The sequence below is a fragment of the Streptomyces sp. NPDC013455 genome, from assembly GCF_040632975.1.
In the GTDB taxonomy this organism is placed as follows: Bacteria; Actinomycetota; Actinomycetes; order Streptomycetales; family Streptomycetaceae; genus Streptomyces.
Genome location: NZ_JBEYCX010000019.1, coordinates 99,706 through 122,906, shown reverse-complemented (window position 1 = coordinate 122,906; position 23,201 = coordinate 99,706). Strand labels below are relative to the sequence as shown.

Annotated in this window: 19 protein-coding genes; 9 read left to right on the top strand and 10 right to left on the bottom strand. The window is 73.4% G+C overall.

The window, feature by feature from the left end; translation table 11 throughout:
* Positions 1-41 precede the first annotated feature (41 nt).
* Entirely contained in the window at positions 42-518 is a 477-nt protein-coding gene (locus ABZ576_RS26935) for a MarR family transcriptional regulator (protein WP_360745959.1), read from the top strand.
* On the opposite strand, the gene ABZ576_RS26930 is transcribed toward ABZ576_RS26935, so the two are convergent.
* The 3 genes from ABZ576_RS26930 to ABZ576_RS26920 form a co-directional block, all read right to left on the bottom strand.
* Positions 472-1,689, bottom strand: a complete 1,218-nt coding sequence (locus tag ABZ576_RS26930) for an MFS transporter (protein WP_360745956.1) — start codon at positions 1,687-1,689, stop codon at positions 472-474. The two genes, ABZ576_RS26935 and ABZ576_RS26930, sit on opposite strands and share 47 nt — an antisense overlap.
* A gap of 146 nt (positions 1,690-1,835) precedes the next feature.
* Positions 1,836-2,792: a methylmalonyl Co-A mutase-associated GTPase MeaB gene (gene meaB, locus ABZ576_RS26925; protein ID WP_360745953.1), complete on the bottom strand. Its 957-nt coding sequence runs from the start codon at positions 2,790-2,792 to the stop codon at positions 1,836-1,838.
* 51 nt (positions 2,793-2,843) lie between these two features.
* Positions 2,844-4,043, bottom strand: a complete 1,200-nt coding sequence (locus ABZ576_RS26920; RefSeq protein WP_360745951.1) for an acetyl-CoA C-acetyltransferase — start codon at positions 4,041-4,043, stop codon at positions 2,844-2,846.
* Between the two features lie 149 nt (positions 4,044-4,192).
* On the opposite strand from ABZ576_RS26920, the gene mce reads away from it, so the two are divergent.
* From mce to ABZ576_RS26905, 3 genes are all read left to right on the top strand, one after another.
* Complete coding sequence (gene mce, locus ABZ576_RS26915) at positions 4,193-4,633, top strand: methylmalonyl-CoA epimerase (protein WP_360745948.1); 441 nt, start codon at positions 4,193-4,195, stop codon at positions 4,631-4,633.
* A gap of 206 nt (positions 4,634-4,839) precedes the next feature.
* Complete coding sequence (scy, locus tag ABZ576_RS26910; RefSeq protein ID WP_360745945.1) at positions 4,840-8,940, top strand: polarized growth protein Scy; 4,101 nt, start codon at positions 4,840-4,842, stop codon at positions 8,938-8,940.
* A 182-nt stretch (positions 8,941-9,122) separates the two neighbouring features.
* A complete protein-coding gene (locus tag ABZ576_RS26905; RefSeq protein ID WP_360745942.1) occupies positions 9,123-10,058 on the top strand; it encodes a cellulose-binding protein in 936 nt (311 codons plus the stop codon).
* Positions 10,059-10,122: 64 nt separating this feature from the next.
* On the opposite strand, the gene ABZ576_RS26900 is transcribed toward ABZ576_RS26905, so the two are convergent.
* The gene (locus ABZ576_RS26900; protein WP_360745939.1) at positions 10,123-11,640 is read right to left on the bottom strand and encodes a PQQ-binding-like beta-propeller repeat protein; all 1,518 of its coding nucleotides are present in this window, start codon (positions 11,638-11,640) and stop codon (positions 10,123-10,125) included.
* 266 nt (positions 11,641-11,906) lie between these two features.
* On the opposite strand from ABZ576_RS26900, the gene ABZ576_RS26895 reads away from it, so the two are divergent.
* Entirely contained in the window at positions 11,907-13,277 is a 1,371-nt protein-coding gene (locus tag ABZ576_RS26895) for an ABC transporter ATP-binding protein (RefSeq protein WP_360745936.1), read from the top strand.
* Entirely contained in the window at positions 13,274-14,140 is an 867-nt protein-coding gene (locus ABZ576_RS26890) for an ABC transporter permease (RefSeq protein WP_360745935.1), read from the top strand. The genes ABZ576_RS26895 and ABZ576_RS26890 overlap by 4 nt, the downstream gene beginning before the upstream one ends.
* A 9-nt stretch (positions 14,141-14,149) precedes the next feature.
* Here ABZ576_RS26890 and ABZ576_RS26885 read toward each other — a convergent pair whose 3' ends face one another.
* On the bottom strand, positions 14,150-14,482 hold the full coding sequence (locus ABZ576_RS26885; protein ID WP_360745932.1) for an ATP/GTP-binding protein: 333 nt from the start codon (positions 14,480-14,482) through the stop codon (positions 14,150-14,152).
* A gap of 223 nt (positions 14,483-14,705) precedes the next feature.
* Here ABZ576_RS26885 and ABZ576_RS26880 point away from each other — a divergent pair, with 223 nt between their 5' ends.
* Entirely contained in the window at positions 14,706-15,734 is a 1,029-nt protein-coding gene (locus ABZ576_RS26880) for an LLM class flavin-dependent oxidoreductase (RefSeq protein WP_360745929.1), read from the top strand.
* A 114-nt stretch (positions 15,735-15,848) separates the two neighbouring features.
* Here ABZ576_RS26880 and ABZ576_RS26875 read toward each other — a convergent pair whose 3' ends face one another.
* The gene (locus tag ABZ576_RS26875; protein ID WP_067003059.1) at positions 15,849-16,241 is read right to left on the bottom strand and encodes an SCO5389 family protein; all 393 of its coding nucleotides are present in this window, start codon (positions 16,239-16,241) and stop codon (positions 15,849-15,851) included.
* A gap of 277 nt (positions 16,242-16,518) precedes the next feature.
* Here ABZ576_RS26875 and nucS point away from each other — a divergent pair, with 277 nt between their 5' ends.
* Positions 16,519-17,190: an endonuclease NucS gene (gene nucS / locus ABZ576_RS26870; protein ID WP_360745926.1), complete on the top strand. Its 672-nt coding sequence runs from the start codon at positions 16,519-16,521 to the stop codon at positions 17,188-17,190.
* 164 nt (positions 17,191-17,354) lie between these two features.
* Here nucS and ABZ576_RS26865 read toward each other — a convergent pair whose 3' ends face one another.
* From ABZ576_RS26865 to ABZ576_RS26850, 4 genes are all read right to left on the bottom strand, one after another.
* On the bottom strand, positions 17,355-19,967 hold the full coding sequence (locus ABZ576_RS26865; protein ID WP_360745923.1) for an ATP-binding protein: 2,613 nt from the start codon (positions 19,965-19,967) through the stop codon (positions 17,355-17,357).
* Between the two features lie 267 nt (positions 19,968-20,234).
* On the bottom strand, positions 20,235-20,558 hold the full coding sequence (locus ABZ576_RS26860) for an STAS domain-containing protein (protein WP_360745921.1): 324 nt from the start codon (positions 20,556-20,558) through the stop codon (positions 20,235-20,237).
* A 157-nt stretch (positions 20,559-20,715) separates the two neighbouring features.
* The gene (locus tag ABZ576_RS26855) at positions 20,716-21,564 is read right to left on the bottom strand and encodes a 3-hydroxyacyl-CoA dehydrogenase family protein (RefSeq protein ID WP_360745918.1); all 849 of its coding nucleotides are present in this window, start codon (positions 21,562-21,564) and stop codon (positions 20,716-20,718) included.
* 126 nt (positions 21,565-21,690) lie between these two features.
* The gene (locus tag ABZ576_RS26850; protein ID WP_360745915.1) at positions 21,691-22,329 is read right to left on the bottom strand and encodes a helix-turn-helix domain-containing protein; all 639 of its coding nucleotides are present in this window, start codon (positions 22,327-22,329) and stop codon (positions 21,691-21,693) included.
* 80 nt (positions 22,330-22,409) lie between these two features.
* On the opposite strand from ABZ576_RS26850, the gene ABZ576_RS26845 reads away from it, so the two are divergent.
* Entirely contained in the window at positions 22,410-23,195 is a 786-nt protein-coding gene (locus ABZ576_RS26845; protein WP_360745911.1) for an ATP-binding cassette domain-containing protein, read from the top strand.
* Positions 23,196-23,201: the final 6 nt, after the last annotated feature.

Below are 23,201 nucleotides of genomic sequence, written 5' to 3'. Positions count from 1 at the left end.
CGAAGTAGTTCGTCATTCAACTTCTTAGGTAGACTTCATTCATGGAGACCGAGACGGCCACGCGCTGGCTGACCGATGCGGAGCAGTGCGCCTGGCGCACCCACCTGGAGGTCAACAGGCTGTTGACGTACCAGCTCGAAAAGGATCTGCAGCCGTTCGGCCTGACAATGAACGACTACGAGATCCTGGTGAACCTGTCCGAGTCGGACGACGTACGGATGCGGATGAGCGACCTGGCCTCCGCGACCCTGCAGTCCAAGAGCCGGCTCTCGCACCAGATCACCCGTATGGAGAACGCGAACCTGGTGCGCCGCGAGAACTGTGACACGGACCGGCGGGGTCTGTACGCCGTCCTCACGGAGCACGGCCTGGAGACGATGAAGAAGGTCGCGCCGCACCACGTCGCGTCGGTGCGGCGGCACTTCATCGATCTGCTGTCACCGGACGCGCTGATGGAGCTGGACAAGGCGCTCAAGCCGATCGCGGAGCATCTGCGGGGGCAGCGCGGGCGGCCCTGAGCGGCCCGGCCGCCACCGCGGCGGCCGCCAGGGCGGTGGCGCCCGCCAGCAGGAAGCAGGCGCCCGGCGACAGGCGGGCGACCAGCAGTCCCGCCAACAGCGCCCCTGCCGAACTCCCGGCGTTGACCGCCGTGTTCACCCACGCCCCGGCCTGTGTGCGGGTGTCCTCGGAGGCCGTCTCGTCGGCCAGGAGGTACGCCGTCGTCAGCGCCGGGGCGATGAACGCGCCCGCGAGGGCCATCGCCCCGGTGAGCGTCCACAGCCCCGGCGCCAGGCCGGCCGGCGCCAGCACCACGCCGAGGCCGGCCGCGAACCGCCACAGCCGGACCCGGGTGCCGGTACGCCACCGCACCGCACCGGTGACCAGCCCGCCCAACGCGCTGCCCGCCGAGAGCGCGCCCAGCACCCAGGGCACCAGGGCGGTGTCGTACGAGCGCTCCGCGGCGAAGGCCATGACCAGCAGTTCCACAGCGCTGAGGGCCAGGCCGACGCCGAGGGCGACGGCGACCGGGGGCAGCAGCCCCCGGACGGCGCGCCGCCCGCGCCCGGCCGGCGCGGGCCGGGGTCCCGGCAGGGCCGGCGAGGTGACGAAGACGCAGGTGCCGCAGACGTTCAGGGCGGCGCCGAGCAGGATCGCGGCGGCCGGCGGGGCGACGCCCACCAGGGCGCCGACCAGCGCCGGGCCGGACACGAACAGCAGTTCCTCGGCGACTCCGTCGAGGCTGTAGGCCCGACGCAGCAGGTCCCGGTCGCCGATCAGCTCCGACCACACGGCCCGCATGGTCGGACCCAGCGGCGGCGCGCACGCGCCGGCGAGTGCGGCGGCCGTGGCGATGGCCGGCGCGGGAGCCCCGGGGCGCCAGGTGAGGGCCGCCAGGGCGCACAGCAGGGTGCCGTGGAGCACGGACAGGGGCAGCAGGGCCCGGCGTGCTCCATGGCGGTCGATCAAGGACGCCCGCAGCGGCATCAGGAAGACCGTCGTGGCGCCGAAGAGGGACAGCACGGCACCGGAGACGGCGTAGGAGCCGGTGGCCCGGGTGACGGACAGCAGGACCGCCAGGGCGACCGTGCCGTAGGACAGGCGGGCCGTCAGGGCGGCGGAGAAGGTGCGGCGCGCCAGGGGGACGCGCAGAACGGCGGCGTACGAAGGCCGCGGAGCGTGCGTGGACACGGCGAAGTTCCTCTGTGCGAGGCGTGGAAGAGGGGACACCGAAGGGCGCGGTGGCCGGTCGTCGGCCCCGCGGACCCGGGTGCGCTCTACGCCAGGGAGAGGAACATGCGCGTCAAACTAGCAGCGCGCCGTGCGAGTTGACCAGGTCAGCCCTCGGTCAGCCCCGCGACCAGTTCGTCGGCCGCGCGGTAGGGGTCCAGCTCGCCGGCGACGATGCGCTCGGCGAGGGCGCCGAGCCGGCGGTCGCCGTGCAGGTCGCCGATGCGTTCGCGCAGCGCGGTGACGGCGATGGTCTCCACCTCGTGAGCGGCCCGGGCCGTGCGGCGCTCGGTGAGGACCCCCCGCTCCTCCATCCAGGCCCGGTGCTTCTCCAGGGCCTCCACGACCTCGTCGACGCCCTCCGCGCGGGCCGCGACCGTCTTGACGATCGGCGGGCGCCAGTCGCCGGGGCCACGGGACTCGCCGAGGCCCAGCATGTGGTTCAGCTCGCGGGCCGTGGCGTCGGCGCCGTCCCGGTCGGCCTTGTTGACGACGTAGACGTCACCGATCTCCAGGATGCCGGCCTTCGCGGCCTGGATGCCGTCGCCCATGCCGGGGGCCAGCAGCACCACGCTCGTGTCCGCCTGGGAGGCGATCTCGACCTCCGACTGGCCCACGCCGACCGTCTCGACCAGGACCACGTCGCAGCCGGCCGCGTCCAGCACGCGGATGGCCTGCGGGGCCGCCCAGGCCAGGCCGCCGAGGTGGCCGCGGGTGGCCATCGAACGGATGTAGACGCCGGGGTCGGAGGCGTGCTCCGACATGCGGACCCGGTCGCCGAGCAGGGCGCCCCCGGAGAACGGGGACGAGGGGTCGACGGCCAGGACGCCGACCCGCTTGCCCTGCTTGCGGTACGCGGTGACGAGCGCGGAGGTGGAGGTCGACTTGCCGACGCCGGGCGAGCCGGTCAGGCCCACCACATAGGCGTTGCCGGTCAGCGGCGCGAGCGCCGCCATGACCTCCCTGAGCTGCGGGGACGCCCCCTCCACGAGGGAGATCAGCCGGGCCACGGCCCGCGGCCTGCCTTCCCTGGCCTGGGCCACCAGAGAGGAGACGTCCTGCATCGCACAGCTCCGTTCGCTTCTACCGACGTACCGGAATCGGACCTAGGGGGCTCAGGCCTTCGGGACCCGCACGATCAGCGCGTCGCCCTGGCCGCCGCCGCCGCACAGCGCGGCCGCGCCGACACCGCCGCCCCGCCGCTTGAGCTCCAGTGCCAAGTGCAGCACGATGCGGGCGCCGGACATGCCGATCGGGTGGCCCAGCGCGATGGCGCCGCCGTTGACGTTCACCTTTTCCGTGGACACGCCGAGGTCCTTCATTGACTGCACGGCGACGGCGGCGAAGGCCTCGTTGATCTCGATGAGGTCGAGGTCGGACACCTCCAGGCCGTCCTTCTTCAGCGCGTGCCGGATGGCGTTGGACGGCTGGGACTGCAGCGAGTTGTCCGGGCCGGCCACGTTGCCGTGGGCGCCGATCTCGGCGAGCCAGGTCAGGCCCAGCTCCTCCGCCTTGGCCTTGCTCATCACGACCACGGCCGCCGCACCGTCCGAGATCTGCGAGGAGGAGCCGGCGGTGATCGTGCCGTCCTTGGCGAAGGCCGGGCGCAGCTTGCCCAGGGACTCCGCGGTGGTGTCGCCGCGGATGCCCTCGTCCTTGCTGAACAGCACCGGGTCGCCCTTGCGCTGCGGGATCTCCACCGGGGTGATCTCCGCTTCGAACAGGCCGTTCTTCTGCGCGGCGGCGGCCCGCTGGTGGGACAGGGCGGCGATCTCGTCCTGCTCGGGGCGCTTGATGCCGAGGCGGGTGTTGTGCTTCTCGGTGGACTCGCCCATGGCGATGCCCTCGAAGGCGTCGGTCAGGCCGTCGTGGGCCATCGCGTCGAGCATCTGGATCGCGCCGTACTTGTGGCCCTCGCGGGAGCCCGGCAGCAGGTGCGGGGCGTTCGTCATGGACTCCTGGCCGCCGGCCACGACGATGTCGAACTCGCCCGCGCGGATCAGCTGGTCCGCGAGGGCGATGGCGTCGAGGCCGGAGAGGCAGACCTTGTTGATGGTCAGCGCCGGGACGTTCATGGGGATGCCGGCCTTGACCGCCGCCTGGCGGGCCGGGATCTGGCCCGCGCCGGCCTGCAGCACCTGGCCCATGATCACGTACTGCACCTGGTCGCCGCCGATCCCCGCACGGTCGAGGGCGGCCTTGATCGCGAAGCCGCCGAGGTCGGCTCCCGAGAAGGATTTCAGCGAGCCCAGCAGCCGTCCCATGGGCGTACGGGCGCCCGCGACGATCACAGAGCTGGTCGTTCCAGAAGACATGAGCTGCGATCCCCTTACCGGCCTGCACAGCCGAGGAGTGAACGAGGGTTTACTTCGAATGTACTGAGCGGTTGGACACGGCGTCACCGGCCCGCCGGTGTGATCGCGCGCACGTTGCGTAACCATGTCGGGAGCGCTGCACTGAATCCATGCTGACGCGAATCGACCACATCGGGATCGCCTGCCACGACCTCGACGCCACCGTCGAGTTCTACCGGGCCACGTACGGCTTCGAGGTGTTCCACACCGAGGTCAACGAGGAACAGGGCGTGCGCGAGGCCATGCTCAAGATCAACGAGACGTCCGACGGCGGCGCCTCCTACCTCCAGCTGCTGGAGCCGATCCGCGAGGACTCCACGGTCGCCAAGTGGCTCGCGAAGAACGGGGAGGGCGTCCACCACATCGCCTTCGGCACGGCGGACGTCGACGCGGACGCCGCCGGCATCCGCGACAAGGGCGTACGCGTGCTGTACGAGGAGCCGCGGCGCGGCTCCATGGGGTCGCGGATCACCTTCCTGCACCCCAAGGACTGCCACGGTGTCCTCACGGAACTGGTGACTTCGGCCCCGGTTGAGTCGACCGAGCACTGACCCCCGTACATAAGGGCCGGTAGGGTTGGGGGCGGTCGTCCCTGAAACGGGGACGGCCGCATGCCGGGGTCCGGGTTTCGGGGGACGAGCGTCGGGGCAGCAGCCCGTGCTCCGCCGTTGATCTGACACCATTCCCCGGGGGCCCCGTTCGGCGGATGGACGGAGCTCGTTGGAGAAGCTGACCAGGGGACGGATGGGACCGCGCAGTGCGGGGCTACGAGAGCCAGGAGCGAGAGCCGGCGGCTGACGTCGACCACCTCTCTCGGTTCGAGGCCGAGATGAAGCGGCTGAGGACCGAGCGGGAGAAGGCGATCCAGCACGCCGAGGACCTCGGCTACCAGGTCGAGGTGCTGCGCGCCAAGCTGCACGAGGCGCGCCGCACTCTCATGACCCGGCCCGCCTACGACGCGGGTGACATCGGCTACCAGGCCGAGCAGTTGCTGCGCAACGCCCAGATGCAGGCCGAGCAGCTGCGTCAGGACGCCGAGCGGGAGCTGAGCCAGGCCCGCGCGCAGACCCAGCGCATCCTCCAGGAGCACGCCGAGCAGGCCGCCCGGCTCCAGGCCGAGCTGCACCAGGAGGCGGTCACCCGGCGCCAGCAGCTCGACCAGGAGCTCGCCGAGCGCAGGGCCACCGTCGAGTCGCACGTCAACGAGAACGTGGCGTGGGCGGAGCAGCTGCGCGCCCGGACCGAGCAGCAGGCCCGCCGGCTGCTGGACGAGTCCCGCGCGGAGGCCGAGCAGGCGATGGCCGCCGCCCGCGCGGAGGCCGAGCGGCTGACCCGGGAGGCCCGGGAGCGGCTGCAGAGCGAGGCCGAGTCGGCGCGTGCCGAGGCCGAGCAGATCCTGCGCCGGGCCCGTGCCGACGCCGAACGGCTGCTGAACGCCGCCTCCACACAGGCGCAGGAGGCCACCGAGCACGCCGAGCAGCTGCGCACCGCGACCGTCACCGAGTCGGACGCTGCCCGCCGGCAGGCCGCCGAGCTGAGCCGGGCCGCCGAGGAGCGGATGGCGCAGGCCGAGGAGGCGCTGCGCAAGGCGCAGACCGAGGCCGAGAAGGTGGTCACGGAGGCGAAGGAGGCCGCCGCCAAGGCCCTCTCCAGCGCCGAGGCCGCCAACGAGACCCGCACCCGCACCGCCAAGGAGCAGGTCGCCCGGCTGGTCGAGGAGGCCACCAAGGAGGCCGAGCAGACCAAGTCCGAGGCCGAGCAGCTGGTCGCCGACGCCCGGGCCGAGGCCGAGAAGATCGTCGCCGAGGCCGCCGAGAAGGCCCGCTCGATCACCGCCGAGGAGACGGCCACCCAGCTGGCCAAGGCGGCCAGGACCGCCGAGGACGTGCTCAACAAGGCGTCCGAGGACGCCCAGAAGACCACCAAGGCCGCCGCCGAGGAGGCCGAGCGGATCCGCACCGAGGCCGAGGCCGAGGCGGACCGGCTGCGCGCCGAGGCGCACGACATCGCCGAGCAGCTCAAGGGTGCGGCCAAGGACGACACCAAGGAGTACCGCGCCAAGACGGTCGAGCTGCAGGAGGAGGCCCGCCGGCTGCGCGGCGAGGCCGAGCAGCTGCGCGCCGACGCGGTCGCCGAGGGCGAGTCGATCCGCGCCGAGGCCCGCCGCGAGGCGGTGGCGCAGATCGAGGAGGCGGCCAAGTCCGCCGAGGAGCTGCTCGCGAAGGCCAAGGCGGACGCCGACGAGCTGCGCAAGACCGCGACGGCGGACAGCGAGAAGGTCCGCACCGAGGCCATCGAGCGCGCCACCGGCCTGCGCCGGCAGGCCGAGGAGACCCTGGAGCGCACCCGCAAGGAGGCCGAACGGCTGCGCGCCGAGGCCGCCGAGCAGGCCGAGACGGTCGCCGCGGACGCCGAGAAGGCCGCCCGCGAGCTGCGCGAGGAGACCGAGAAGGCCGTCGAGGCCCGCCGTGCCGAGGCCGCCGAGGAACTGACGCGGCTGCAGACGGAGGCGCAGGAGCGGCTGGCGTCGGCCGAACAGGCGCTCACGGACGCCCGTGAGGAGGCCGCCCGGATCCGCCGGGAGGCCGCCGAGGAGACCGAGCGGCTGCGCACGGAGTCCGCCGAGCGGATCCGTACGCTCCAGCAGCAGGCCGAGGCCGAGGCCGAACGGCTGCGCACCGAGGCCGCGTCGGACGCGTCCGCCTCCCGCGCCGAGGGCGAGGCCCTCGCCGTACGGCTGCGGTCCGAGGCCGCCGCGGAGGCCGAGCGGCTCAAGGCGGAGGCGCAGGACACCGCCGACCGGCTGCGCGCGGAGGCGCAGGCCGCCGCCGAGCGGCTGGGCGCGGAGGCGTCCGAGACGCTGGCCGCCGCGCAGGAGGAGGCCGCCCGGCGCCGCCGCGAGGCCGAGGAACTCCTCGGTGCCGCCCGTGCGGAGGCCGACCAGGAGCGGCAGCGGGCCCGTGAGCAGAGCGAGGAGCTGCTGGCCTCGGCGCGCAAGCGCGTGGAGGAGGCGCAGGCCGAGGCGGTCCGGCTGGTGGAGGAGGCCGACCGGCGCGCCACCGAGATGGTCGCCGCCGCCGAGCAGCACGCCCAGCAGGTGCGGGACTCCGTCGCCGGGCTGCACGAGCAGGCGCAGGAGGAGATCGCCGGGCTGCGCTCGGCCGCCGAGCACGCGGCGGACCGCACCAGGCGGGAGGCGGAGGAGGAGGCGGACCGGGTCCGCGCCGACGCTTACGCCGAGCGGGAGCGGGCGAGCGAGGACGCCTCCCGGGTCCGGCGCGAGGCGAACGAGGAGTCGGAGGCCGCCAAGGCGCTGGCCGAGCGCACGATGGCGGAGGCGATCGCCGAGGCCGAGCGGCTGCGCGCGGACGCGGGCGAGTACGCCCAGCGGGTGCGCACCGAGGCGTCGGACGCGCTCGCCGAGGCCGACCAGGCGGCGGCCCGTACCCGGGCGGACGCCCGCGAGGACGCCAACCGCATCCGCTCGGACGCGGCCACCCAGGCCGACACCCTCATCACCGAGGCCCGCAACGAAGCCGAGCGGCTGCAGACCGAGACCGCCGCCGAGGCCGACCGGGTGCGCACCGAGGCGCTCACCGAGGCCGAGCGGCTCCAGAGCGAGACCGCCGCGGAGGCGGAGCGGATCCGCACGGAGGCGTCGGAGGTGCTCGCCGAGGCCACCGACGCGGCGGCCCGTGCCCGGGCGGACGCCCGCAAGGACGCCAACCGCATCCGCTCGGACGCGGCCACCCAGGCCGACACCCTCATCACCGAGGCCCGCAACGAAGCCGAGCGGCTCCAGAGCGAGACCGCCGCCGAGGCCGAGCGGGTCCGGGCGGAGGCCGTGGCGAGCGCCGAGCAGCTGATCGGGGACGCCACCGACGACGCGGAGCGGCTGCGCGCCGAGGCCGCCGAGACGGTCGGGTCCGCCCAGCAGCACGCCGAGCGGGTGCGGGCGGACGCCGAGCGGCTCAAGGCGGACGCGGAGGCGGCGGCCGAGCGGCTCGTCAACTCCGCGCGCGAGGAGGCCGAGCGGACCCTTGACGCGGCCCGCAAGGACGCCAACAAGCGGCGCTCCGAGGCGGCCGAGCAGGTGGACAAGCTCATCACGGAGACCACGGCCGAGGCCGACAAGCTGCTCACCGAGGCGCAGGCGCAGGCCCTGAAGGCCACCGCGGACGCCGAGTCGCAGGCCGACACGATGGTCGGGGCGGCCCGCAGCGAGGCCGAGCGGATCGTCTCCGAGGCCACCATCGAGGGCAACTCGCTGGTGGAGAAGGCGCGTACGGACGCGGACGAGCTGCTGATCGGTGCCCGCCGGGACGCGACCGCGATAAGGGAGCGGGCGGAGGAGCTGCGCGACCGCATCACCACGGAGATCGAGGAGCTGCACGAGCGGGCCCGCCGCGAGGCCGCCGAGACCATGAAGTCCACCGGTGACCGCTGCGACGCGCTCATCAAGGCCGCCGAGGAGCAGCTGGCGAAGGCCGAGGCGAAGGCCAAGGAGCTGGTCTCCGACGCCGACTCCGAGGCGGGCAAGGTGCGCATCGCCGCCGTCAAGAAGGCGGAGGGCCTGCTCAAGGAGGCCGAGCAGAAGAAGGCCCGCCTGATCAAGGAGGCCGAGGAGCTGAAGGCCGAGGCGATCCGCGAGGCGCGGCGCACGGTCGAGGAGGGCAAGCGGGAGCTGGAGATCCTGGTGCGCCGGCGCGAGGACATCAACGCCGAGATCTCCCGTGTCCAGGACGTCCTGGAGGCGCTGGAGTCCTTCGAGGCCCCGGCGGCCGGCAAGGACGGCGGGGTCAAGGCGGGCGCCACCGTGGGCGCCCCCCGATCGGGTGGCAAGTCCCCGGAGAGCTAGCGGGAGAGTTGCGTTCCGGTGTCTTCTGGGGTCTTTGCCCGACTCCTTGGCAAGCCGTCCGACGGCCGGCCACTCAAAAGAGGTGCCATTCTCCAGATCAAAACCGTATCCGCTCGATGACACACCGCTTCGGCCCCTAGGATTCCCTTATCACCTCACCGGTCTCATTCGACAGGAACCCCATGAGCGACACTTCCCCCTACGGCTTCGAGCTTGTGCGGCGTGGGTACGACCGCGCTCAGGTGGACGAACGTATCTCCAAGCTCGTCTCCGACCGTGACAGCGCTCTCGCCCGCATCACCGCTCTGGAGAAGCGGATCGAGGAGCTGCACCTCGAAACGCAGAACGCCCAGGCCCAGATCACGGACGCCGAGCCGTCGTACGCGGGTCTCGGCGCACGGGTCGAGAAGATCCTGCGCCTGGCCGAGGAAGAGGCCAAGGAGCTGCGTGAGGAGGCCCGGCGGGCTGCCGAGCAGCACCGCGACCTCGCCGAGTCGGCGGCCCAGCAGGTCCGCAACGACGCCGAGTCGTACGCGGCCGAGCGCAAGGCCAAGGCCGAGGACGAGGGCGTCCGGATCGTCGAGAAGGCCAAGGCCGACGCGTCCCAGCTGCGCGCCGAGGCGCAGAAGGACGCGCAGTCCAAGCGCGAGGAGGCGGACGCCCTCTTCGAGGAGACCCGCGCCAAGGCCGCGCAGGCCGCCGCCGACTTCGAGACCAACCTGGCCAAGCGGCGCGAGCAGTCCGAGCGCGACCTGGCCTCGCGTCAGCAGAAGGCCGAGAAGCGCCTCGCCGAGATCGAGCACCGGGCCGAGCAGCTGCGCCTGGAGGCGGAGAAGCTGCGCACCGACGCCGAGCGCCGCGCCCGCCAGACGGTGGAGACCGCCCAGCGCCAGGCCGAGGACATCGTGGCGGACGCCAACGCCAAGGCCGACCGCATCCGTTCGGAATCCGAGCGGGAGCTGGCGGCGCTCACCAACCGCCGCGACAGCATCAACGCCCAGCTGACGAACGTCCGCGAGATGCTCGCCACGCTGACCGGTGCCGCGGTGGCCGCGGCCGGCACGTCCACCGACGACGAGCCGATCTCCCGGGGCGTTCCGGCGCAGCAGTCCCGGTAGGTTCCACCGGCCGGAGACGCTGGTGAGGGGCGGTGGGACGCGGTCCCGCCGCCCTTCGCCGTGGCTACCGCAGGCCGTACAGGGGCGGCTCCTTAACACCGTCGCCGTTGACGACGATCCAGGTGCCGGCGGCGCGCAGCAGTTGGGTGCGGGCGGCCAGCCGGTTGGTGAGGACCATGGTCCCGTCGTCCTCGCCGACGCGGTCCCCGTCGGCGGTCCCGAAGATCCACAGCCGGCCGTTCGCGCCGAGGACGGCCACCCGGTCCCGGCCGGTGGGCACCAGCCCGGCGACCTCGTCCACACCGGCGCGCCACAGCCGCCGTCCGTCGCGCAGGGCGTAGGCGGAGACGTGGTCGGCGCTGTATCCGCCGGGTTCGGCGGTGGCGACGACGAGGGTGCCCCCGCAGACCGCGGCCGTCAGGGCGGGCCGTGCGGTGAATCCCTCGCCGGAGACCTGCCGGACGAGGAGGTCCTCGTCGTCGGCGGAGAGCGGGATGCGCACCGGGTCGCCGCCGCCGTCGGGGTAGGCGAGGACGGCCGCGACACCGCGCTCGTCCCGCTCCCGCAGCAGGAGGGTGAACGGTTCGGCCGAGACCACCATGGCCGTGTCGACCGGGCTCTCCACGGGCAGTGCCCGGCTCAGGCGCCGCTCGCCGGTGGCGGTGTCCAGGGTCACCACCCGTCCGCTGCCCTTCTCGCCCGCCTGGCAGGTCACCACGGCACGGGCGGTGCCGGCGGCCGCGGAGACGACGTTCGGCGCGCACGTCTCGCCGCCCTTCCCACCGCGCAGGTCGGCGGTCCAGCGCGGCCGGCCGTCGGTGAGGCCGTACGCGCGTACGCCGGTGCCGGTCAGCGCGAGGGCCACGTCGCCGTCGGCCGCGAGCAGGCTGTCGCTGCCGGCGGTGAAGGCGGCGACGCCGGTGATCTTCCGCTCCCACAGCGTGCGGCCGGTGCGGGTGTCGACTCCCCACACGGTGTCGCACGGCTTCTCGTGGCGGGCGAAGGCGACCAGGCCGACGCCGCCGGCGACGTCCCGGCTCATCCCGCACACCGACTCGCGCACCGGTGCCCGCAGCGTCCAGCGGCGCCCGCCGTCACGGGCGTCGTAGGCGACCAGCGCGTCGGTGCGCACCCGGACGACGGTCGAGCCGTCCTCGCCCACGGTCCACACGCCCTCGGCCCGGACGCCGGAGGGCCGGTCGGGGCCGGCCTGCCAGGCGAGTTCGAGCACCGGCCCGCGCATCCACAGGTACGCCTGCCGTCCGGGCCACAGCGCGAGCACCACGCCGGCGACGGCGAGCGCGGCGGGCACGATCCTGCCGGGACGCCGCTCGGTGAACCTGCCGATGGTGACCAGCAGGCCGAGGTAGCCGCCGAAGGTCAGCGCGAACGCGAGGAGGAGGGTGGGGGTGGTGCCGTCCGGGCAGGGCCGGTACCGGCCGCCGCAGGCGCCGCCCGGGACGGACGTCCATCCCAGGAAGTGGAACTCCACCGCGAGCCCGGCCGCCGCCCCGGCGGCCATGACCGCCAGCCCCGCCCCCGCCGCGCGCCGGCCCGCGCGCGGTCTGCCGTCCTGGACCACCGTTCCCCCGCCGTGTCCCGTCCCCCGGCGCCCCCCGCGCCGATCAAGGGGGCTGGAGCATACCGCGTGTGTTCGAGCGGCGGGCGTCTGGAGGTGCCGGCGCGGCCGCGACCGAACCGGGGGAACCAGCGGTGAAGCGCTCCGTCACCCGCAGTAGTGCTTTGGCTTTACTTCCTCTTGGGTGGAACCGTCAGCGCCTCGATATCCTCCTAAGCCTTACGGGGGCGTGTGCCCCGCTGTCCTGAACCTTTCGATGGGTGCGGAGCATGATCGAGGCTGTCGGCCTGACCAAGCGCTACGGCGACAAGACCGCCGTGTACAACCTTTCCTTCCAGGTGCGGCCCGGTGCCGTGACCGGCTTCCTCGGGCCCAACGGCTCGGGCAAGTCCACGACGATGCGGATGATCCTGGGGCTGGACAACCCCACCTCCGGGGCGGTCACCATCGGCGGCTACCCGTACCGCAAGCTGCCGAACGCCCCCCGGCAGGTCGGCGCGCTGCTCGACGCCAAGGCCGTGCACGGCGGCCGGAGCGCCCGCAACCATCTGCTGAGCCTCGCCCAGCTGTCGGGCATCCCGGCCCGGCGCGTGGACGAGGTGCTCGGTGTCGTCGGCCTCCAGGGCGTGGCCAGGAAGCGCTCCAAGGGCTTCTCGCTCGGCATGGGCCAGCGCCTGGGCATCGCGGCCGCGCTGCTCGGCGACCCGCAGGTGCTGCTCTTCGACGAGCCGGTCAACGGCCTCGACCCCGAGGGCATCCTGTGGGTCCGCAACCTGATGAAGGCCCTCGCGGCCGAGGGCCGTACGGTCTTCGTCTCCTCGCACCTGATGAGCGAGATGGCGCTGACCGCCGACCACCTGATCGTCATCGGCCGCGGCCAGCTGCTCGCCGACATGAGCGTGAAGGACTTCATCTCGGCCAACTCCGCCGACTTCGCGCGCGTGCGCACGCCCGACACCGAGCCGCAGCTGCGCGAGAAGCTGACCTCCGCGCTCACCGAGGCGGGCGGGCACGTACTGCCCGAGCAGGACGGCGCGCTCCGGGTGACCGGACTGCCGCTGCCCCGCATCAGCGACCTCGCGCACGACTCGGGCGTCCGGCTGTGGGAGCTCTCCCCGCACCAGGCGTCGCTGGAGGAGGCGTACATGCGGATGACGCAGGGCGCCGTGGACTACCGCTCGACCGTCGACCAGAAGGCGGGCCTCCAGCAGCCGCTGCCGCCCGGCGCCCAGCCGCCCGTGCCGGTGCCCGGCCAGGGCCAGCCCGGCTGGTACGCCCCGCCGCCGCCCCAGCAGGGCGGGCAGCCCTTCGCGATGCCGGCCCCACCGGCGGGCCCGTACGGCGGTTCCCCGGCGGGCGGGTACGGCGCTCCGGGCGCCGGCAACGGCCCGGCCAACCCGTACGCCGGGACGGGCGCGCCGGCCGGCCAGCCCGCGCAGCCCCAGCCGGCCGCCCCGGCGCCGCAGGAGCAGCCGCCGGTCCTGGTGAAGGAGACCCCGGCCGCCGCCCCGCAGGCCCCGGCCGCCCCGCCCGCGCCGCAGCAGGCGCCCGCCGCTGCCGCCCCCGCGGCCGCCGCCGAACCGGCCGCCGCCCCCGCCTCCGCCCCTGCCGACCCGACCCAGCCCGAGGACGCCCGATGAGCACCCACCAGCCCCCGATGCCGCAGGCCCCCGCAGCCGCGCCCGGTGGGCCGTACCCCGGCTACACCTCGCCCATCCCGGTCGTGCGCACCCACCTCGGGCACGCGCTGGCCTCCGAGTGGACGAAGATCAAGTCCGTGCGCTCGACGATGTGGACGCTCGGCGTCTTCGTGGTGCTCGTCGTCGGCATCGGCCTGCTGGCCGGCGCACTGGTCGAGGCCAACTCCGACTCCGAGAGCCTGAGCGGCGAGAACCCGCTGTCGTTCGGCTTCTTCGGCCTGCTCCTCGGCAGCATCTGCATCATCACGCTCGGCGTGCTGACCACGGCCTCGGAGTACGGCACGGGCATGATCCGCACGACGATGACCGCGTGCCCCAGCCGGGCCCGGGTGCTCGCCGCCAAGTCGATCGTGTTCTTCGCCGTCGCCTTCGTCTCCACCCTGGCCACCTCCGGCTTCGTGGCCCTGGTGCAGACGTCCATGCTGGAGAGCACCGGCGCCCGCACCCCGTCCGGCTCGGAATGGCTCAAGGCCACCGTCGGCATCAGCCTCTACATCGCGCTGCTCGGGCTGCTCTCGCTGCTCGTCGGCTCGGTCATCCGGCACTCCGCGGGCGCCATCACCATCATGATCGGCGTGGTTCTCGCTCCGCTGGTGCTCGCCCTGTTCATGGTCTCGGAGTCGCTGAACGACCTGCGCGAGTGGCTGTTCGAGTACTCGATCCCGAACCAGCTGAGCGTCTTCTACGCCAACTCGCTGTCGGACTCGGGTCCGTCCGGCTGGGACCCGGTGTGGATCATGCTGGGCCTGACGGCGGCGGTGTACGCGGGCGCGTACGCGCTGCTGCAGAGCCGGGACGTGTAGCCGCAGGGCTCAGAACCTCGGCGCGTTACGGGACCGCTGCACCCGCGTGGTGCGGCGGTCCTTCGCGTTCCAGCACGCCTTGTGCCAGTGCCGGCGGTCGTCGACGCCCGCGTGCTCGGGCCAGGCCACCACGTGCGGCATCCCGGAGGCGATCAGCTGGTCGCAGCCCGGGCAGCGGTAGGTCTTGCCCTGCGCGCCGGCCCCGGCGACGTGCCGCACGCTCCAGTCCTCGCCCTGCCAGCTCTCCGTGGACTGCCAGCCGCCGTACCGGCCGGCGCGGTCGTCCTCGGCGCTCCGGCCCGACGATCCGGCTGCCTTCGGACGGTTGCGGCGCGGGGACACGGGACACCTCTCGGGGCTGTACGGGAGCACGGACTGCGTCCAGCCTACGCGCCGCCGAGCGGGGTACGCGTACGGAACCAACCCGCTCAAGTCCCCCCGCGGGGCGCCCGATTCTGCAGACAATCGGCATATCTCCCCGCCAGGCCGTGTCCTGGGCACGTGTCAGACGGTTATGCCGGGTGGGGGAGCTCCGGGTCGGAGCGCCAAGGAAGCAGGAAACGCGATGCACCTAGGAAGTTTTGTGCTGGCCGCCCAGTTCCCGGGCCAGGGTCCGGGTGAGGCCCTGCACCGGGCGGTCCGCTCGGCCGAGGTGGCCGAGCAGGCCGGGCTGGACGCGGTGTGGCTGGCCGAGCACCACTTCGTGCCCTACGGCACATGCCCGTCCGCGGTCACCCTGGCCGCGCTGCTGCTCGGCCGCACCCGGCGCATCCGGGTCGGCACGGCGGTCAGCGTACTGCCCACCGCCCACCCGGTGGCGCTCGGCGAGCAGGCCGCGCTGCTCCACCTGACCAGTGGCGGCCGGTTCACGCTGGGCGTCGGACGCGGCGGCCCCTGGGTCGACCTGGAGGTGTTCGGCGCGGGCCTGGAGGCCTACGAACACGGGTTCCCGGAGTCGCTCGATCTGCTGCTGCGCTGGCTGAGCGAGCCGTCCGTGGCGGCCCGTGGCGAACGCTTCTCCTTCCGCGAGGTACCGGTCGTGCCCCGCCCGTCGGAGGCCCTGACGGACACCCCCGGTCCCGAGGTCGTCCTCGCCTGCACCTCGCCGTCGAGCGTCCGGCTGGCCGCCGAGCGCGGGCTGCCGATGCTGCTCGGCATGCACGTCGGGGACGAGGAGAAGGCCGACATGGTCGCCATGTGGCGGCGCTGCGCCCGCGCGGCGGGCCGGCCGGCCGAGGAGATCGAGCGTGCCGCGCATGTCTCGGCCGGTGTCTGCCAGCTCGCCGACCGGCGCACGGACGCCGCGGAGACGCTGCTGAAGGCGATGCCCGGCTGGCTGAAGCAGGGCCTGGACGCGCATGTGACGGTGGACGGACGGGCGCGCGCCATGCGCGACCCGCACGCCTACACCGAACTGCTCTGCGGGCTGCACCCGGTGGGCACCCCGCGGCTCGCCGCCGACCGGCTCGCGGCCACCTCGGAGCGCACCGGGATCTCCCGGTTCGCCCTGCTGGTGGAGGGCTCGGGCGACCTGTCGGCCACGGAGGAGAACCTCCGCCGGCTCGGCGCGGAGGTGCTGCCCCAGTTGCGCTGACGCACCCCCGCGCGCAAGCCACCTGGGGGGCTTGCCGCCCGGTACCGCATGCACCTCCCGCCGGTGGAACGGCAAGCCGGGGGCTCACTGCCTCGGCCGCACGGGAGCCGCGCGTCAGCAGTCCCGCAGCTCCGGCGACTGGTTCAGCAACTGGTTGCGCATCGAGGTGAAGCGGGCCAACGTCTCGTCCACCGAGGCGTCCAGCGGGAACACCGCCACACGGTGGCAGTTCTGGAAGGCCAGCCGCACACCGAAGTGCCGCTGCAGCGCGCCGCGTATGGCGTCACTCGCGAGTGCACGCAGCAGCTGACCGCGCGCCTGCTCGTCCGGCGGGGGCGTCTGGTTGTCGGCGAAGGGGCCGCCGTCGACCTTCAGCTGGGCCACCAGGGAGCTGATCATCTCCCACGCGTAGGGCAGGGAGGTCCGGACGCAGTCGACGAATGCTGCTTCGTCGACCTCGCCTCGCTCGGCCTGTTCGAGTAGGGCCGGTGAGACGTCGAGCGACATGGGTTCTCCTCTCGCACCCCCGAAAGAGCAGGGGTTGCCGGACAGGTCTGGGAGTTCGCGATTTCGAACACGCTCTGTACTGGGGCCGCAACCTCCCGTTCTCTACGGTAGGCAACGGTAGGTGACCACACCAGCAGAATGCGTATATGGAACGGTCCGCTCATGCTCACTATCGGCCAGGGATGAACAAGAGTTTCCAGGGACAATTGGTGCGATTCACAGGGAGCGGGATGGGCGGATCGCGAGCACCGGCGCGCGTCGAGTAGCGTTGCCGACCATGCGTCTCGTCATTGCCCGATGCTCGGTCGACTACGCCGGCCGGCTCACCGCCCACCTGCCCTCGGCGCCCCGCCTGATCCTGGTCAAGGCGGACGGCAGCGTCTCGATCCACGCCGACGACCGGGCCTACAAGCCGCTCAACTGGATGTCGCCGCCCTGCACCCTGAAGGTGGGGACGGGCGAGGACGAGGGCGTGTGGACCGTCGTCAACAAGGCGGGCGAGAAACTGATCATCACGATGGAGGAGATCCTGCACGACTCCTCGCACGAACTGGGCGTGGATCCCGGCCTGATCAAGGACGGCGTGGAAGCGCACCTCCAGGAGCTGCTCGCCGACCGCATCGAGACGCTGGGCGAGGGGTACACCCTCATCCGCCGTGAGTACATGACCGCGATCGGCCCGGTGGACATCCTGTGCCGGGACGCCGACGGCGGGACGGTCGCGGTGGAGATCAAGCGCCGGGGCGAGATCGACGGCGTCGAGCAACTCACCCGCTACCTGGAGCTGTTGAACCGGGACCCGCATCTGGCGCCGGTCCGCGGTGTCTTCGCCGCCCAGGAGATCAAGCCGCAGGCCCGCGTCCTCGCCACCGACCGCGGCATCGACTGCCAGATCCTGGACTACGACGCCCTGCGCGGCATCGAGGACGACAAACTCCGCCTCTTCTGACCACCGCCCCCTTACCTACGGCGCTCGGCCCGTACGGCGGGGACCGGCGGTGCCGGACCGTCCGAGGGCCGTGGGGCACCGGCGGGCACCGGCGTCGTCGTGACGGGGCGCCGTTGCGGCGGGAGAAGCTGCCGGCGCCCCTTCCGCACCGGCCCCGGCGGTCGTCAGATCAGCGTGTTCGGTGTTCCCGGTGCGCTCTGGGATGCCGAGGCGCTGCTCGACGTACCCCCGGCGGAGCCGTCCGTGCCGCCGGTCGTCGTGTCGCCCGTGGTGCCGCCCGTCGATCCGCCGCTGGTGGGGTCCCCCGTGGTCCCGCCGGTCGTGCCGCCGGTCGTCGTGTCGCCGGTGGTGCCGTCCGTCGTACCGGTGGAGCCCCCGGTGCCGCCGCTGTCGCCGCCGGTGGTCCCGCCGGTCGTGCCGCCGCTGGTCGTGCCGCCGGTGGTGCCGCCCGTCGTACCGCCCGTCGTCCCGCCGGTCGTCCCCCCCGTCGTGCCGCCGCTCGACGAGCCCGTCGAGCCCGACGGCTTGGGCGACTTGGACGGGGAACCGGAGGGTGTGCCGGAGTGGGACGGGTCCGCGCTCTCCGAGGGGCCAGGGGTGCCGTCCGGCGACACCGGGTCGTCCGCGGTGCCGTAGGTGCCGTCGGGGCCCGGTGACGTGGGCCGGCCCCCGACCGCGCCGGTGCCGCCCGTGCCGCCGGTGTCGGCCGGGCCCGTGCCCAGGCCGCCGTCGTCCACGCCCAGGGTCGCCGAGGGGTCGACCTCGACCCTGCCCGCCGGGTCGCGGTCGTCGCTCCGGTCGGACGTCATGCCGAGCGTGACGACCGTGCCGAGCACGGCGGCGAGCAGCGCGCCGGAGCCGGCCGCCACCAGGTTGCGCCGGGCCAGGCGCCGCAGACCGCCGGCCCGCGCCCCGGGCACCACCGCCCGCGCCCCGGGCACCGCACCCTGCGGCCCGGGCACCACGGACCGCGGGGTGACCAGGGTGTCGCCGGACGCGCCGTACGGCGGTGGCGCCGGCTCCTCGTGCCGTGCCTCCGCCGGCCCCTCCCCCGCCCGCACCGGCGGGCCCGGCACCTCGCCGGCCCGGTCGGCGAGCAGCGCCAGCGCCCGGCGGCCGGCGACCGCGCCCCGCTTGTCGGCGAGCGCGCCGCGCAGCCCGCTGGACGCCTCCAGCTCGGCGCGGGCCCGGTCGAGCTGTCCGCCACAGAGTGCGAGGATCCCCAACTCGTGGTGGAAATAGGCTTGTTCGGTCACCTCGCCGGCCAGCCGGGAGGCTTCCGCGCCGGACCGCAGGGCCCGTTCCCAGGCGCTCCAGTGCAGTCCGGCGGCGAAGGCCGGCGCGGCCGTGCGGGCCAGCCGCACGGCGCTGCTCTCCTCGCCCTCGGCGGGCGGGGTCGTCCCCGGTACGACGGCGGCGAGCGCGGCGAGGACCGCGTCGGCCTCGGCGCACACCCGCGCGGGGGTGACCGAGGGGTGGCCGGCCCACCAGGCGTAGTGCCGGGCGGCGGTGAGGGCGTGGCCGGCCGCGTCCTCGGCGTAGCCGGCGGCCTCCAGCTGGGTGCGGACCCCGGCCGCGAGGCGGTAGCGGGGGCCGACGGGGGTGATCAGGCCGCAGCCCGCCAGCTCGCCGAGGGCGGCGTCCGCGTGGGTGTCGCCGACCAGGGCGGGCAGATGGGCCTGGTGGGGCACTTCGCCGCCGAGGGCGACCGCGAAGCGGAGCGCGGCCCGGGCGGAGGCGCTGAGCCGGGAGGCGAGCAGCGGGGCGGGGGCCGCGGCCTCGCCGAGGGAGGGCAGCGGGACGTCCTCCTCCAGGTCGACGGGCAGGTCCGCCGGCCCGCGTACGTCCTCGAAGACGCCGTACTCGTCCACCGCGCCGGTGTCGGCCCGCAACTGGTCACGCTGCCGCAGCAGTGCGCCGGCCTGGACGAAGCGCAGCGGCAGGCCCTCGGACTCGAACCAGAGGTCGCCGGCCCAGTTGGCCTCCTCCTCGGTGAGGACGCGGCCGACGGTCCGCTCCAGGATCTCCACACCGGCGGCGCGGTCGAGGCCGCCGAGGAAGATCTCCTCCACGTCCGACTCGGCGGAGGGCGCGGGCACCTCGGGGGTGGCGCCGAACAGGAAGGCGCACTCGGGGGTGGCGTCGAGCAGTTCGCCCAGGGAGGCGCCGCCGAACGCCAGGTCGTCCAGGACGACGACCGCGCCGATCTCGCGGACGCAGGCGAGCAGTTCCTCGTGGCCGGGGTGGTGGAGGGGGGCGTCGTAGACGGCGTGGAAGAGGTCGTGGAGGAGGTCCGCGGTGGTGCGGTGGAAGCCGCTGAGGCGGACCACGCCGTCGGGGGCGAGGTCCAGGCAGTCGTCGGCGACCAGGTCGAGCAGGGCGGTGCGGCCGGAGCCGGCCGGGCCGGTGACGCGGACGGAGCGGCCGCGGGCGAGGAGGCGCACCACGCGTTCGCGTTCGTCCTGGCGTTCCAGCAGGGAGACCGCGGGCTGGGTGGGGCCGGGCGGCACCGGCGGCCGGGCGGCGCGTTCGGCCTCCGCCCGCTCGGCGGCGGTGCGCTTGCGGGGCCTGCCGGGCAGCTCGGCCGGCGGGCAGGGTTCTATCTCGCTGCCGTCGACGGGGTTGACGGTGAGCTGGAGGTCGCCGCAGACGAGCTGCACCATCCGGGCGGGCGGGGGCGTGCCCGGGGCGAAGTCGGAGGTGAGGGGTTCCCGCTGCGGGCGGCGGCCGTGCGCCTGGCCCTGTTCCTCGGGTCCCGCGTTGATCGCGTCGTCCATGGGTTGAAGCCCCCAAAAGCGTCGTGTGCCCGTGTTCCGGCCCTCCCGGCCGTTTCGCACACCGCGCTGTCGCTTCTGGTCCGGGCCCGCTCGGTCGAGGGTTGCGAGACGGCGGGCGACCGCACCCTAAACCTTCGCCAGTATCTCCGACAGGGCGGGGTGCCGTGCGGTCCGAGACGTCACGGTCTCGTGGAGATTGCCCTCGACGGGTGCTTCGGCGGCTGCGTCCGGGTCCTGCCCGCCGCCCGGTTCAGCCCCGTGCGCGTCTCACACCCGGGGCAGCGACTCGACTCCGATGCCGCCCTCGATGGCGAGGATGCGGTGCAGCCGGGTGGCCACCAGCAGGCGCTGCATCTGCGGCGGTACGCCGCGCAGCACCAGGCGGCGCCCGCAGCGGCCGGCCCGCCGGTGGGCACCCATGATCACCCCGAGTCCGGTGGCGTCCCAGGAGTCCAGTTCGGACAGGTCGAGCACCAGGTCGCCGACTCCGGTGTCGACGGCCGTGTGCAGAGCCGTACGGGCGTCCGCCGCGCTGCGGACGTCGAGGCGGCCCCCGACGACCAGCTCGGCGTGGTCGCCCCTGATGTACATATGCGCTCCCCGTTGAGTGCGGTTGGCGTACTCGGTGACGGTGCTGTGCAACGTCTGACTGTGCGGGTGGCGGTGCGGTTGCTGCTTGTAAGCGAACCGATACCGAATTCACCCCCGGGAGTGACACTCCCGGGGCGGTCGGGTGTGGACGGGTGACTCAGTACTTGTAGAAGCCCTGCCCGCTCTTGCGACCGATGTCACCGGCGTCCACCATCCGGCGCATCAGCTCCGGCGGGGCGAACTTCTCGTCCTGGGACTCGGTGTAGATGTTGCCGGTGGCGTGCAGCAGGATGTCCACGCCGGTCATGTCGGTGGTGGCCAGCGGGCCCATGGCGTGGCCGAAGCCCAGCTTGCACGCGAGGTCGATGTCCTCGGCGGAGGCGACGCCGGACTCGTAGAGCTTGATCGCCTCTACCACCAGCGCGGAGATGAGCCGGGTGGTGACGAAGCCGGCCACGTCCCGGTTGACGACGATGCAGGTCTTGCCGACGGACTCGGCGAACTCCCGCGCGGTGGCGAGGGTTTCGTCGCTGGTCTTGTAACCGCGGACCAGCTCGACGAGCTGCATCATCGGCACCGGCGAGAAGAAGTGGACGCCGACGACCCGCTCGGGGCGTTCGGTGACCGCCGCGATCTTGGTGATCGGGATGGCGGAGGTGTTGGAGGCGAGCACGGTGTCCTCGCGCACGATCCTGTCGAGCGCGCGGAAGATCTCGTGCTTGACCTCCAGCTTCTCGAAGACGGCCTCCACGACGACGTCGGCCTCGGCGGCGGCGTCCAGGTCGGTGGTCGGGGTGATGCGCGCCAGAGCGGCCTCGGCGTCCTCGGCGGCCAGCCGGCCCTTGCCGACGAACTTGTCGTACGACGCCCTGATGCCGTCGGTGCCGCGCTTCAGGGCCTCGTCGGTGACGTCTCGCAGGACGACGTCCCAGCCCGCCTGCGCGGCGACCTGGGCGATGCCGGACCCCATGAGACCAGCCCCGATGACGGCGAGCTTCCGTGCCACTCCGACTCCTCTGAACGCGCTGCAAGTCTGCCTCTCCGGCGGACCATAGCGCTCCGGCGGTGCTGTGTGACCGGTAAGTAACGCGCGTCACGTCTCATTTGACGGACATCACACCGGCAGGGGTCATTACGCGCCACGGACGGCGTAGTTGAGCACCTTTTCACTCAACAGGTCCTCGATGTCGTCCAGCAGGGCGAGCACCTCTCGTGATACTTCGACCGGTTTGCGCCCGGCGAGCATCTCGCGGCCGATGGTGTCGAAGACGGCCTGGTGGACCCAGCAGATCTGACCTGCCATCAGGTCCGGCAGCGGATCGCCGTCGGCGGCGCCGGTCTCCTCGCGCAGGGCCGCCTCCAGGCGGTCGTGGATCTCCTGCCGGAGGCTCCACAGGCGGGAGCGCAGCGCGGGCGCCTCGTGGACGACCCGCATGAAGCGGTCGTAGCCGGACATCAGGCCGACCCGGGGCGAGACGCTCTCGACCTCCCCGCGCAGTTCGCGCAGGACGGCGCGGGCGGCGGACTCCCCGGCGTCCCGACCCCGGACCCAGCGGGCGAGACGGTCGGCCATACCGGCCGAGCGGTCGAGGAAGAGGTCCTCCTTGGCGGGGAAGTAGTTGTAGACGGTGTTGACCGAGACGTTCGCCGCCTCGGCGATCTCCGCGACGGTCACCGCCTCGAACCCGCGCTCCAGGAACAGGCCCGTGGCGACATCCGAGATGTACTGCCGGGTCTGCCGCTTCTTCCGCTCCCTGAGCCCCTCAGCCATGCCCGCATTTTAACTTCGCTGGGGCAGCTGAAAACTTGGAGTCATTGCAAAAATTCAGTGACTCTGTTTTTCTGGTCGTCATGGCAGCAGTGATCAGCACGGCGGGCCTCGCCCGCACCTTCCGGACGAAGGCCGGCCCCGTCGACGCGGTCCGGGGCATCGACCTGACCGTCCCCGAGGGCGAGATCCTCGGTTTCCTCGGACCCAACGGCGCCGGCAAGACCACCACCCTGCGGATGCTCACCACCCTGCTGGAGCCGACCGGCGGCGCGGCCACGGTCGCCGGCTGCGACCTGGCGGCCGATCCGGCCGGAGTGCGCCGGGCGATCGGCTACGTGGCGCAGTCCGGCGGGGTCGACCCGCAGATCACCGCCCGGGAGGAGCTGGTCACCCAGGGCCGGCTGTACCGCCTGCCGAAGGCGGACGCGGTCGCACGCGCCGGGGAACTGGCCGGGGAGCTGGACCTCACCGGACTCCTCGACCGCAGGACCGGCGCCCTCTCCGGTGGCCAGCGGCGCCGGCTGGACATCGCGATGGCGCTCACCCACCGCCCCAAGGTGCTCTTCCTGGACGAGCCGACGACCGGCCTGGACCCGGGCAGCCGGGCGGAGCTGTGGGACCTGGTCCGCCGGCTGCGCGACGAGCACGGCACGACCGTGTTCCTGACCACCCACTACCTGGACGAGGCCGACGCCCTCGCCGACCGCCTGGTGATCGTCGACCGGGGAACGGTCGCCGCCGAGGGCACGCCGAGCGCGCTCAAGCTGCGCTACGGCGGCTCGCCGGACGCCACCCTCCAGGACACCTTCCTCGCCGTGACCGGCCGTGGCCCCGCCCCGGCCGACACCGCTCCCGTAGCCGTATAGACGTAC

Bases quoted from the DNA above. Each gene is read 5' to 3' on its own strand.
- nucS (WP_360745926.1), top strand. From the start codon at position 16,519: ATGCGTCTCGTCATTGCCCGATGCTCGGTCGACTACGCCGGCCGGCTC.
- ABZ576_RS26865 (WP_360745923.1), bottom strand. From the start codon at position 19,967: ATGGACGACGCGATCAACGCGGGACCCGAGGAACAGGGCCAGGCGCAC.
- mce (WP_360745948.1), top strand. From the start codon at position 4,193: ATGCTGACGCGAATCGACCACATCGGGATCGCCTGCCACGACCTCGAC.
- meaB (WP_360745953.1), bottom strand. From the start codon at position 2,792: ATGCAGGACGTCTCCTCTCTGGTGGCCCAGGCCAGGGAAGGCAGGCCG.
- ABZ576_RS26890 (WP_360745935.1), top strand. From the start codon at position 13,274: ATGAGCACCCACCAGCCCCCGATGCCGCAGGCCCCCGCAGCCGCGCCC.
- ABZ576_RS26850 (WP_360745915.1), bottom strand. From the start codon at position 22,329: ATGGCTGAGGGGCTCAGGGAGCGGAAGAAGCGGCAGACCCGGCAGTAC.
- ABZ576_RS26935 (WP_360745959.1), top strand. From the start codon at position 42: ATGGAGACCGAGACGGCCACGCGCTGGCTGACCGATGCGGAGCAGTGC.
- ABZ576_RS26875 (WP_067003059.1), bottom strand. From the start codon at position 16,241: ATGTCGCTCGACGTCTCACCGGCCCTACTCGAACAGGCCGAGCGAGGC.
- ABZ576_RS26920 (WP_360745951.1), bottom strand. From the start codon at position 4,043: ATGTCTTCTGGAACGACCAGCTCTGTGATCGTCGCGGGCGCCCGTACG.
- ABZ576_RS26860 (WP_360745921.1), bottom strand. From the start codon at position 20,558: ATGTACATCAGGGGCGACCACGCCGAGCTGGTCGTCGGGGGCCGCCTC.
- ABZ576_RS26845 (WP_360745911.1), top strand. From the start codon at position 22,410: ATGGCAGCAGTGATCAGCACGGCGGGCCTCGCCCGCACCTTCCGGACG.
- ABZ576_RS26895 (WP_360745936.1), top strand. From the start codon at position 11,907: ATGATCGAGGCTGTCGGCCTGACCAAGCGCTACGGCGACAAGACCGCC.
- ABZ576_RS26905 (WP_360745942.1), top strand. From the start codon at position 9,123: ATGAGCGACACTTCCCCCTACGGCTTCGAGCTTGTGCGGCGTGGGTAC.
- ABZ576_RS26880 (WP_360745929.1), top strand. From the start codon at position 14,706: ATGCACCTAGGAAGTTTTGTGCTGGCCGCCCAGTTCCCGGGCCAGGGT.